This is a genomic window from Aerococcus sp. L_32 (assembly GCF_050689315.1).
On record NZ_JBOEQF010000066.1, the window covers coordinates 1 to 11,377 of the forward strand.

Below are 11,377 nucleotides of genomic sequence, written 5' to 3' on the forward strand. Positions count from 1 at the left end.
CTTACCTTTTAGGTGAATTGGACTACACAGTTGAAGTGTTAAACATTCAAGAAGATGGTTCTTTAGTTGCTGGTAACCGTTATGACACGATTCCAAGCGATTGGACTGAATTCAACTCATCAGCAGCTATTCGTTTATCAAGTGACAACAAGTTCTTATACGTTTCAAACCGTGGTCACAACTCAATTACTGTTTTTGAGGTTTCAGCAGATGGTCAAAGTTTAACTGAAATTCAAAACATTTCAACTGAAGGCGATTTCCCGCGTGACTTCAATTTCAATGCAGATGAATCATTTGTCATCGTTGGTCACCAATTCCAACCACAAATTTCATTATTTACTCGTGATCAAGCAAGTGGCTTATTAACCTACGTTGATAATACAAGCATTAACGAAATTGTTTGTGTAACACCAGTTTAAAGGAGTTTAACCATTCATGTATCATTTAGCAGCCAGTCAAATGGATGAAAAGTTACAATATAAATTGCTATCTGGTGCCATTGTACCCCGACCAATTGGTTGGATTACAAGTGAAAACACGGAAACGGGTGTCATCAATTTGGCGCCCTTTTCTTTTACTAGTGGTGCCGGGCAAAAGTTGCCCTTGATTTCAATGGCTATTCTTCGGAAAGAAGATTTTTCAATTAAAGATACCGCCCGGAATTTGTTAGACCATCCTGAAGGTGTGGTGAATATTGTCAGCAAGTCTTTCATTGATAAAATGAATGCTACCGCTGCCAAAGTTTCAGCAGACGTCAGTGAATTGACCCTAGCAGACATTCAAACGGTTAATTCTAAGACTGTGAGCCCACCAGGTGTGGCCGATTCTTTAATTCGCCTTGAAGTAAAAGTCTACCAGTATATCCCAATCCGTGACCGCGAGGACCGTATCATCACCGATATGTTCATCCTTGAAATTACCGACTATCATTTAGATGAATCGGTATATGACGAGGGAAAAGGCTATGTCTTGTACGAAGCCTTAGACCCTGTTGCCAGATTAGCAGGCAACTTGTATACGGATATCACAAAACCATATGTATTAGAACGACCAGAATAAACAAAAAAGGATTTAGCAGCGGCCAAATCCTTTTTTGTTTATTCTGAAATTTGAATGGATGCTTGAAAATTTTTCCTATTTCGATTGAACAAAGGTTTTCCCTAAAGCTTTTGGCGCTTGGGCTCTACCAATGAATACAACTAATACGATAATCGTCAAAATATAAGGGGCAATATCTAAGTAAACTGATGGTACATCCTGAATAATAGGGATGTAGTTTGCTGTTACCGATAAGCTTTGCGCGAAGCCAAAGAATATTGCAGCAAATAGTGCACCGACTGGATGCCATTTTCCAAAAACCATTGCCGCCATGGCCATGAATCCTTGTCCTGCTACGGTGATTACAGAAAATTCATTCTGTACGGCCTGCGCTTGAACTGCTCCACCGATACCGCCAAGTAGTCCAGAAATCAAAACGCCAGCGTATTTCATTGCGTTTACGTTAATACCAAGTGTTTCCGCTGCTTCTGGGTGCTCGCCGACTGAACGTAGGCGTAAACCAAAACGGGTTTTGAATATGACAAACCAAGCGATTACAGCGAATAGGATCCCTAGATAAGCTGGGCCAGAAGTATTTTGAAAGAAAATTGGTCCAATAATTGGGATATTATTCAAACCTAAAATATTATAAGTCACAAAAGGTTTCGCTAATGGACCTGTTTGCGCTGCTCCATAAATCGCTCTTACTAAGAAAACAGATAATCCGGGAGCTGCTAAGTTCAATACTGTACCGGAAATGGTTTGATTGGCGCGGAAGTTGATAGATGATACGGCATGGATTCCTGAATAAATCAAGCCGACTAGCCCACCTACTAAAAGACCAACCCAAGGCGTCATGGCCCCGAAAGTGCCTGACATGGCGATATTGAAAACGGCTGAAGCAAAGGCTCCCATCACCATAATCCCTTCCAAACCAATGTTCACCACACCTGACCGTTCAGAGAAGGCACCACCGATTGCAGTAAACATAAGGGGTGCTGCGTACATTAATGTTGAAGACACAATTAATTGTAAAATAGTAGAAAAGTCCATCATCGGTCCCCCTTAACTGTCGAATTTTTACCCTTACCGAATTTATCTATTGCATATGAAATGATATAAGATGACCCGATAAAGAAGATGATAGCAGCTGTAATAACACTCGCCAATTCATCCGGTACACCGGCACGGTTTGGCATAAATGAAGCCCCAATATTCAAGATACCGAATAAGATTGAAGCTAGAAAAGTCCCGACTGGCGTTCCCATTCCAAGCAAGCCAACAGCAATTCCGTTAAACCCTTCAGATGGCAGAGATGTTAGTGTATACAAGTTACCAAAAGTGCCGATACCATGGATAACGCCCGCTAAACCAGCCAAACCACCAGACAAGAAGATGGCTAAGACGATATTTTTCTCCACGTGAATACCTGCATATTCCGCCGCATCTTTATTTAATCCAACAGCCTTTAATTCAAAGCCCATAGTTGTATGTTTCATCACAAATCCGTATAGAATAACCATGATGATGGCAATGAAAATCCCCATATTTAAACGAGACCCACCTGTTAATGTTGAAATAAAACCTAAAGCTAAGGAAGCATTCTCGCCTACTTTATCAGTCATATTCCCTGACCCTAGCACCTCACGAATAAGGTAATTGGTCGTATACAAGATGATATAGTTCAACATAATCGTCACAACAACTTCATTTGTCCCTAAGTAGGCACGCAAAACACCAGCAATTGAGGCGTATAAGGCACCAGATAAGGTCCCAATAACGAGGATTGCAGGTACCATAATCATTTGTGGTAAATCTGGAAAGGCCAAGGCAAAAGCTACTGATGATAACCAGCCAGCTAACAATTGACCTGATAAACCAATATTAAAGAAGCCTGATTGGTAAGCGACATTAAAGGCTAAACCAGTTAACGTTAACACTGTTGCTTGTCTTAAGACTTCACCAATGAAGTATGGACTAGATAGAACGGTCATGATCATGGCATCGTAGGCAGCAATTGGATTGTAGCCGAAGAATAACATGATTAAGGCGCCTAGAATAAAGCCACTTAAAATAGAAATCACTGGAATAGCCAATTTTTCAACAAGCGTATTTGTCTTAAATGATTTCAACTGGTTCAACCCCTTCCGCTATTGTATCTTGACCTACTGGATGTAGGGCGCTTTGAACGCGTGCTTCTTCTAAGCTTACACCCGCCATCAATAGACCCAATTCCGTTTCATTCGTATCGTCAGCATCGACGATGGCATTTATTTTACCGTCATGCATCACTGCAATGCGGTCAGCAACACCCATAATTTCGTCTAGTTCAAAACTCATTAACAATACACTCTTCCCTGCGTCTCTATGTTGTACTAACCTGTCGTGCACAAACTCAATCGCCCCTACATCTAACCCACGAGTCGGTTGAGCTGCGATTAATAAGTCCGGATTTCGGTCTATTTCACGCGCGATAATTACCTTCTGTTGGTTACCACCTGATAAGGCACCTGCTAGCGTTGCTTCACTTTCGGTTCTCACGTCAAACTCATCGATGAGAATTTTGGCATGGTCATTGATGAAATTGTGGTTTAAGAGCCCATTTTTTGAGAAAGGTTTTTGGTAATAAGACTGCATGGCCATATTCTCTGCAATCGATAACTCAAGGAATAAACCATGTTTTTGCCGATCTTCCGGAATATGTCCTAATCCAGCTTCCGTAATTTTACGCGGACGCTTATTAGTCACATCTTTACCAGCTAAAGTCACTTTTCCTGACACCACTTTTCTTAAACCTGAAATCGCTTGGATTAATTCAGTTTGTCCGTTACCATCGATTCCAGCAATGCCTAAAACTTCACCTGCTCGCACCTCAAAATCTACAGATTTCACTGCCTGTAAGCCCCTAGATTCATTGACCACTAAATCATTGACCTGCAAAATAACTTCGCCTGTCTCAGCTGGCTTTTTCTCAACTTTGAAATTCACATGACGTCCAACCATCATGTCCGCCAACTCTTGCTTGTTGGTGTTAGAGACATCAACCGTATCAATACTTTGACCGCGACGAATTACTGTACAACGATCAGCAACTGAGGTGATTTCATCTAATTTATGGGTAATCAAAATAATGGATTTGCCTTCAAGCGTCATAGCTTTCATAATGTGCATCAATTCTTCGATTTCTTGAGGGGTCAATACAGCAGTCGGTTCATCAAAAATTAAAATATCAGCCCCACGGTACAGCGCCTTAATGATTTCAACTCTTTGTTGTTGACCAACAGAAATATCCTGTACGTAAGCATCTGGATCAACGGCCAAATGGTATTGGCTAGATAACTCTTTGATTTTTGTATAAGCTGCATTCTCGTCAAGGTATCCAAATTTTGTAGATTCTTTACCAAGCACAATATTTTCGGCTACTGTAAATTTATCAATCAACATGAAATGTTGGTGAACCATACCGATACCTAATTTATTGGCATGGTCAGGTGAACTGATGACTGCCGCTTGACCGTTCACCAAAATCTCACCAGATGTTGGTGCTAGTAAACCGGACAAAATATTCATCAAGGTCGATTTTCCGGCCCCGTTTTCCCCTAGTAAGGCATGAACTTCACCTTTTTTTAAATTGAAATTGATATTATCGTTGGCTTTGTATGTACCAAATATTTTTGTAATATCTCGCATTTCAATGACATTTTCATTTTGCATGTCTATCTTCCTCTTTTCTAACTTAGACGCCTATCCAAATTAAAAGCGTCAGCCAATTTGACTGACGCAATGTACTTTTCTATACCCGCTTACTCTGCTGAATAAGAGAATTCTGGAACGTCAATTTCACCATCAATGATTTGTTGTTTCGCATCTTCAATTGTTGCCCAAGTTTCATCATCAAGGTTCCCTCTTGTGATATCAACCGTTTCATCTGCTAAACCGTATTCAACCAATTCTCCACCTGGGAATTCAGTATCCATTGATTGCTCGGTAATGGCAACGATCGCTGAACCTGTGTCTTTAATTGTAGAAGTTAAAGTGAAGTTACCACCAGACCATTCACCTTCTTCAGTCTGGTCACGGTCAACACCAATTACCCAGATATTTGCTTCGCTGTCAGCTTCTAAACGGTTACGTGCTTCAGTAAATACACCGTTACCTGAACCACCAGCAGCAGTATAGATGACATCTGCGCCACTTGTGTACATAGCATTCGCAATTTGTTGACCTGTAGCCGCATCACCAAATGATTCAACATATTGTGCATCCACTTCAATTGAATCATCTACATGAGCAACACCAGCTTTAAAACCAGTTTCAAAACGGTCAATACCCGGTGTTTTCATTCCACCTACAAAGCCGACTTTTCCAGTTTCAGACGTTGTTGCTGCTGCGATACCTGCTAGGAAGGCAGATTCTTGGTCTTCAAAAGTCATTGATACAACGTTTGGTTGGTCTACTTGTCCATCAATAAAGGCAAATTGTTGGTCTGGATTAGCAGGTGCTACTTCATTAAAAGTATCTTCTAACATGAAGCCCATACCGAAGATGATGTCATAACCATCTGCAATCGCAGTATTGAAGTTTGGTACGAAATCAGATGAATCTGTTGATTCGTAATATTGTACTTTATTGCCAGTTTCTTCTGACCAAGCTTGCATACCTTCCCAAGCAGATTGGTTAAATGAACGGTCATCAACCCCACCTTCATCAGTTATCATACCGATAGCGTAATCACCAGTAGCTTCAGATGTTGCTTGAGAATCTGATTCACTTGATGTATCAGTTCCAGCATTTTGACCTTGACATGCTGCTAAAGCAAAAACAGAACCAGCTAATAAAACGATATTTTTAAATTTTGTAGACATGTTACTCCTCCAATAAACGAATGTTATAATTTTAAAAGTTTCTAATGTTCGTTTCTTACAAGAATTATATTACGTTATAAATTAGAAAAAGTAAAGTTATTTTATAAAAATAGTTCGTATTTTAATCATTTTTCTCACTTTACAATTTTAACGTATCGTTGTAATCGTTTCAAAAACGAACGTTTTCTAATAATCTTGGAGTGACTTATGAAAACAGTGCTATCACAATACTTTCGCTATTTTTCAGACAACAAAAAAAGCCGTGGCATATAGGCCCCGACCTTGATTTGAATAAATATTCGTATTTAAACTAGGTGTTTGCTTTTACTGAACCCACTTCTGCACTATGTGTAACTTGATTAGATGCAGTTAATTGTAAGTTAGAAAAGTCTCCCAAATTCGTGAATACGACAACGATTGATTTTCCTTTACCTGCAGATGCTAATTGGTCTAAATCAACTGTGGCGACTTGGGTACCAGCACTAACTTGGTCTCCCTCAGCTACCATGACATTAAATGGTGCACCATCTAATTCAACAGTATCAATACCCATATGAACTAAAACTTCTACATCATCATCTGTTTTGATATAGATAGCATGTTTAGTTGGAAAAATACTCATTACAGTACCTGCAACTGGTGCATAAACGTCACCTATTTCAGGTTCTACAGCATAACCGTCACCCATCATTTTTTGTGAAAATACAGGATCATCTACTTGATCGATAGATTTAAATTCGCCCGTAGCAGGAGCAAATAAAGTTTCTGCTACTTGAGAACTATTCGGTTGTTTTGTAGTTTCCTTCTTCTTATCTTTTTTAAAAAAATCAAACATATCGCTCGCTCCTTAAGTATTCATTTTACTGACTACTTTAATCATATCACATTCGTAAAAATAATGACAACCTATCCCTGAAGCGATTTCACAGATTTCAAATATAAAAACTTTTTAAAGTTTTGATGATTTTTTGTTTTCTTTCTTATTTTCATTTATACTGAAATGAGAAATTATTTTATTTTGAATGAAGGGAAATTGATAAATGTTAGATACATTAAAGGTCATTTTATTTGGTATCGTTGAGGGGATTACCGAATGGTTACCGATTTCATCAACTGGACACATGATTCTTCTTGAAGAATTCATTACATTAAATGCACGTCAAGAATTTTGGGATATCTTCTTGGTTGTTATCCAGCTAGGCGCAATTTTAGCCGTTGTATGGATTAACTTCAACCAATTAAATCCATTCGCACCAAGCAAATCCAAAGCAGAAAAAGAGGAAACTTGGTTGACTTGGTTTAAAGTAGTCGTTGGGTGTCTTCCAGCTGCTATTGCCGGTCTAATATTAGACTCATGGATGGAAGCAAACTTAATGAATTGGTTTGTTGTTGCAGTTATGTTAATTGTCTACGGTATTTGGTTTATCTGGATTGAAAATCGTAACAAAAACAGACAAGTAAAAATCAACTCTATGGCAGAAATGACATATATGGACGCCTTCAAAATTGGTTTGTTCCAAGTATTGGCACTAGTTCCTGGTACATCTCGTTCAGGTTCAACCATCTTGGGAGCAACAATCGTTGGTACGTCCAGACCATTAGCAGCCAACTTCTCATTCTTTATGAGTATTCCAATTATGTTCGGTGCTTCAGCACTAAAATTAGTCAAAGCTTTCTTAAGCGGTTTCGTATTCACAGGTACAGAAATCTGGCTATTACTAGTTGGTATGGTTGTAGCATTTGTCATTTCAGTCTTAACTATTAAACTATTCTTGAAATACATTAAAGCTAATGACTTCAAAGTATTCGGTTGGTATCGTATAGTCCTTGGTATTGTGGTTATCTTGTACTTCTTACTATTTAATTCATAATATTCGGATTTTTATCCAAATGAAAAGGAGTGGCCTGGCCACTCCTTTTTCGTACGTATTGAATTTTAGTTGAAAAATTCATTGTAGATGGCGCGAACAGCGTCATCTTCTCTTTCTTCAATTATGCCAAACATAATAGAAATTTCAGATGAACCTTGGTTGATCATTTCCAAGTTGATCCCTGCTTCTGACAAGGCCTTTGTTGCTCGGGCAGTATTACCGATATTTTCTATCATACCTTCCCCTACTAACATTACTAAGCTTAAGTTATCGCGTTTTTCAATAGAATCCGCAGCTGTTTCAGCTTTGATTTCAGCTACCATTTCTTCGAATTCTTTTTTCGATAAGGCATCTTCTTTAAAAATAACATCGATGTCATCGATACCAGATACGATATGTTCGAATGAAACGTCATATTTTTCAAGGACAGATAAGACGCGACGAACGAAGCCAACCTCTCTATTCATCATATATTTTTTTATGTAAACAGAGGCAAATCCGCTTGTTGATGCAATACCTGAAATCGCTAGTTTATTTTTTGGACGTGTTCGGGTAATCAAAGTGCCTAGTGCCTGTGGTTCATTAGTATTTTTTACCGCTACAGGAATATCAGCGATGAATGCTGGTTGCAGAGCTTCATCATGGAAAACGGAGAATCCAGCGTAAGATAATTCACGCATTTCTGAATATGTCAGCTGCTCAATCGCGACAGGATTATGGACTACTCCAGGATTTGCGGCATAAATAGACGAAACGTCGGTAAAGTTTTCATACATTGAAGCTTTGACACCGTTTGCGACAATTGCACCAGTAATATCAGAACCCCCGCGAGAGAATGTAACTAATTTGCCGTCTTTCGTGTAACCAAAGAAACCAGGGATGACGATGATACCATCACGTTCGCGTAATTTGTATAAATTTTGGTAAGACTCTGGTAAGACCCGCGCTTGACCAGGATTATCTGATAAGAACAAGCCTGCATCTTGAGGATTTAAGTAAGAGGCCTCATAACCTAATCCAGAGAAATAAGCGGCAATTAATTGCGCATTTGCATCTTCACCAAAGGCTTTAATCGCATCCACAAAATAAGCTGGTTGGTCTGTGATATCCGAACTAATTAATTCATTTAATTGGTTGGAAATGTCATCAATAATGGCTAGATTCATTTCTAACCCTTCAGCTGTATCTCTAAAGCGGTCTACAATTTTATTAAAAGTAGCTGATGCATTTTCACTATCGTGCAAGATTTCAGCAGCCAAGTCAATTAATAAATCGGTCACCTTGATGTCATCCTTATCCCGTTTACCAGGTGCGGAAACAATTACCACTTTACGGTCGACGTCACCAATTACAATATCTTTCACTTTCACCAGTTGTTCAGCTGATGCAACTGATGAACCTCCAAATTTTACTACTTTCATCTTTTCATTTCATTCCAATCCAATTTTAATGTATTATGAGCTATCTTATCATAAAAATGAGGCTCTATACAATAGGAAAAGAGGTTGAAACCTATGTGTCTCAACCTCAGTAATCATCCTATGTAATGAAAATATTCAATTTGCCAAAATAATTGGCTAGCAAGCTTAAATCATTTTCAAAAATTATAACAAGTCTTCGTATAAACGGATATAATCCTTAGCCGGTTCAGTCCATCTAAAGTCTGTCGCCATGGCTTGGTAAATCAATTGGAACCATACATCCGGTTGGTTTTCGTAAATATCCAAGGCATATTGGATAATATGAGCGAAAACATCCCCAGTAAAGATGTTAAATGAGAAGCCGTTACCTTCGCCAGTATATTGATTGTATGGTTTAACGGTATCTGATAAGCCCCCTGTTTCATGGACAATTGGTAAAGTACCGTAACGCATGGCAATCATTTGAGATAAGCCACACGGTTCAAATGCACTAGGCATCAAGAACATATCAGACCCTGCATAAATTTGCTGGGCTAATTCGACATCAAAATCTATATATGCGCAGAATTCCCCGGGATACTTCCATTCAAAATAACGGAATGAGTTCTCAAACGCTTCATCACCGGTACCCAACACAACAATTTGAATATTGAAATTTGTGAGTAGATATTCAGCTTTTTCTTGTAACAACTGCATACCCTTTTGATCAGTTAATCTCGTAACTACCCCAAGTAAAGCAACATCCGGGTCTACACTTAGGCCAACTCGTTCCTGTAAGGCTCGTTTATTGGCTGCTTTACCAGTTTGAACTGTTGATGCATCATAATTTTCAACTAAATTAGGATCCGTCTCTGGATTGTTTTGTTCATAATCTATCCCATTAATGATGCCTGATAACTTCCAAGCATTATAACGTAATTCACCGTCTAGTTTTTCACCAAATTCAGGTGTCTGAATTTCGCGGGCATAATTCGGACTAACTGTTGTTACCTTGTCAGAGAAATTAATACCGCCCTTAAGATAGTTTACTTGACCTTCCTTTTTAACCCCATTTTCATGGTATAAAGCATAGGTGGTGTTAAAAATATCTTTTAAGACAGATTCATTTTGCCAACCTTGGAAACGAATGTTATGGATAGTTAGTACCTTGCGGATATTTCGGTAGCTATCTACCCAATGGTATCGATCCACTAATAAGGCAGGAATCATTGCTGTTTGCCAGTCATTTACATGAATGATATCTGGTATAAAATCCACTTGTTCCATCATTTCAACCACTGCGATATCAAAAAATCCAAACCGTTCACCATCGTCATTTTGGCTGTACAGTTGGTCTCGGTCAAAATACGCTAAATTATCAATAAAGTAATACTGAACGCCATCAAGTGTTAGCGTTTTTACCCCAACATAGGCTGATTTATAACCTAATTCAACTCTAAAATGGGTGATTTCAGTCAGTTGCTCCTTGAATCTTTCAGGCATTTGTGTGTAATACGGCAATACCACTCTGATATCAACACCTTGTTTGCGCAATTCTTTTGGCAAGGCATAGGCAACATCACCAAGCCCACCCGTTTTGAAGAACGGCGCACCCTCAGCGGCGACAAATAAAACTTTCATATGATCACCCTTCTCTCGTCTCTTTATCTATTACTTAAAATCCTTTGACTTTTTTAAACTTATAAGCTGGGTGTTGGAATGTCTCGTCTGATGCAGCGACATAGGTCCCTTTTGGAATCACAACAGGTTTTTCCGGTGTTCCAATGATGACTGCACCCGGCTCTACCTCAACTTTTTTGTCTAAAATAGCATATTTTATACTTGCACCCTTACCAATTTTCGCACTTTGGAAAATGATAGAATCTTCTACCTTAGCATTTGGTGCCACTTCCACGTTACGGAAGATATGAGAATGTTCCACTTCACCATAAATTTGGCAACCTGTACCGATTTGTGCATTAATGACATCTGCATGGCTACCATAATAAGTTGGCGAACCATTATGTGCTTTTGTAATGATAGGTTGATCACCTTGGAATAGTTGGGTAAAGTATTCACCGTTTAGCATTTGCATGCTGACATCATAGTAAGATTTTACAGAATCTACATTACCGACGTATCCCTCATAAAGATAACCAACTGTTTTATAGTCGTCCATATATTCAATGATAACGTCATCTAG

Annotated in this window: 10 protein-coding genes and 1 pseudogene; 3 read left to right on the top strand and 8 right to left on the bottom strand. The window is 38.9% G+C overall.

The window, feature by feature from the left end; genetic code table 11:
- Together ACRCJ0_RS06075 and ACRCJ0_RS06080 are read left to right on the top strand one after the other, a co-directional pair.
- A partial coding sequence (locus tag ACRCJ0_RS06075; RefSeq protein WP_431389862.1) for a beta-propeller fold lactonase family protein occupies window positions 1-419 on the top strand: 419 nt, incomplete at its 5' end.
- 16 nt (window positions 420-435) lie between these two features.
- A complete protein-coding gene (locus tag ACRCJ0_RS06080) occupies window positions 436-1,059 on the top strand; it encodes a flavin reductase family protein (protein ID WP_431389864.1) in 624 nt (207 codons plus the stop codon).
- Window positions 1,060-1,134: 75 nt separating this feature from the next.
- Here ACRCJ0_RS06080 and ACRCJ0_RS06085 read toward each other — a convergent pair whose 3' ends face one another.
- From ACRCJ0_RS06085 to ACRCJ0_RS06105, 5 genes are all read right to left on the bottom strand, one after another.
- The gene (locus ACRCJ0_RS06085) at window positions 1,135-2,091 is read right to left on the bottom strand and encodes an ABC transporter permease (RefSeq protein ID WP_431389878.1); all 957 of its coding nucleotides are present in this window, start codon (window positions 2,089-2,091) and stop codon (window positions 1,135-1,137) included.
- The gene (locus tag ACRCJ0_RS06090) at window positions 2,091-3,170 is read right to left on the bottom strand and encodes an ABC transporter permease (RefSeq protein WP_271735197.1); all 1,080 of its coding nucleotides are present in this window, start codon (window positions 3,168-3,170) and stop codon (window positions 2,091-2,093) included. The genes ACRCJ0_RS06085 and ACRCJ0_RS06090 overlap by 1 nt, the downstream gene beginning before the upstream one ends.
- On the bottom strand, window positions 3,157-4,752 hold the full coding sequence (locus tag ACRCJ0_RS06095; RefSeq protein WP_431389867.1) for an ABC transporter ATP-binding protein: 1,596 nt from the start codon (window positions 4,750-4,752) through the stop codon (window positions 3,157-3,159). Before ACRCJ0_RS06095 ends, ACRCJ0_RS06090 begins: the two co-directional genes overlap by 14 nt.
- A gap of 89 nt (window positions 4,753-4,841) precedes the next feature.
- The gene (locus ACRCJ0_RS06100) at window positions 4,842-5,903 is read right to left on the bottom strand and encodes a BMP family lipoprotein (protein WP_431389869.1); all 1,062 of its coding nucleotides are present in this window, start codon (window positions 5,901-5,903) and stop codon (window positions 4,842-4,844) included.
- A 310-nt stretch (window positions 5,904-6,213) separates the two neighbouring features.
- Entirely contained in the window at window positions 6,214-6,738 is a 525-nt protein-coding gene (locus tag ACRCJ0_RS06105; protein WP_431389871.1) for a PTS sugar transporter subunit IIA, read from the bottom strand.
- A 205-nt stretch (window positions 6,739-6,943) separates the two neighbouring features.
- Between ACRCJ0_RS06105 and ACRCJ0_RS06110 the strand changes: the two genes are divergently transcribed.
- Window positions 6,944-7,774, top strand: coding sequence for an undecaprenyl-diphosphate phosphatase (locus tag ACRCJ0_RS06110; protein ID WP_431389873.1), 831 nt, complete (start codon window positions 6,944-6,946; stop codon window positions 7,772-7,774).
- A gap of 65 nt (window positions 7,775-7,839) precedes the next feature.
- Here the strand turns inward: ACRCJ0_RS06110 and ACRCJ0_RS06115 are convergent, their stop codons facing one another.
- The 3 genes and pseudogenes from ACRCJ0_RS06115 to ACRCJ0_RS06125 form a co-directional block, all read right to left on the bottom strand.
- Window positions 7,840-9,195, bottom strand: a complete 1,356-nt coding sequence (locus tag ACRCJ0_RS06115) for an aspartate kinase (protein ID WP_431389875.1) — start codon at window positions 9,193-9,195, stop codon at window positions 7,840-7,842.
- A gap of 183 nt (window positions 9,196-9,378) precedes the next feature.
- Complete coding sequence (gene glgA / locus ACRCJ0_RS06120) at window positions 9,379-10,815, bottom strand: glycogen synthase GlgA (protein WP_431389877.1); 1,437 nt, start codon at window positions 10,813-10,815, stop codon at window positions 9,379-9,381.
- A gap of 34 nt (window positions 10,816-10,849) precedes the next feature.
- Window positions 10,850-11,377, bottom strand: a pseudogene (locus ACRCJ0_RS06125) (glucose-1-phosphate adenylyltransferase subunit GlgD); the annotation flags it as partial.

Coding starts and splice junctions, on each gene's coding strand:
- ACRCJ0_RS06080 (WP_431389864.1), top strand. CDS start 436: ATGTATCATTTAGCAGCCAGTCAAATGGATGAAAAGTTACAATATAAA.
- ACRCJ0_RS06085 (WP_431389878.1), bottom strand. CDS start 2,091: ATGGACTTTTCTACTATTTTACAATTAATTGTGTCTTCAACATTAATG.
- ACRCJ0_RS06095 (WP_431389867.1), bottom strand. CDS start 4,752: ATGCAAAATGAAAATGTCATTGAAATGCGAGATATTACAAAAATATTT.
- ACRCJ0_RS06100 (WP_431389869.1), bottom strand. CDS start 5,903: ATGTCTACAAAATTTAAAAATATCGTTTTATTAGCTGGTTCTGTTTTT.
- ACRCJ0_RS06105 (WP_431389871.1), bottom strand. CDS start 6,738: ATGTTTGATTTTTTTAAAAAAGATAAGAAGAAGGAAACTACAAAACAA.
- ACRCJ0_RS06110 (WP_431389873.1), top strand. CDS start 6,944: ATGTTAGATACATTAAAGGTCATTTTATTTGGTATCGTTGAGGGGATT.
- ACRCJ0_RS06115 (WP_431389875.1), bottom strand. CDS start 9,195: ATGAAAGTAGTAAAATTTGGAGGTTCATCAGTTGCATCAGCTGAACAA.
- glgA (WP_431389877.1), bottom strand. CDS start 10,815: ATGAAAGTTTTATTTGTCGCCGCTGAGGGTGCGCCGTTCTTCAAAACG.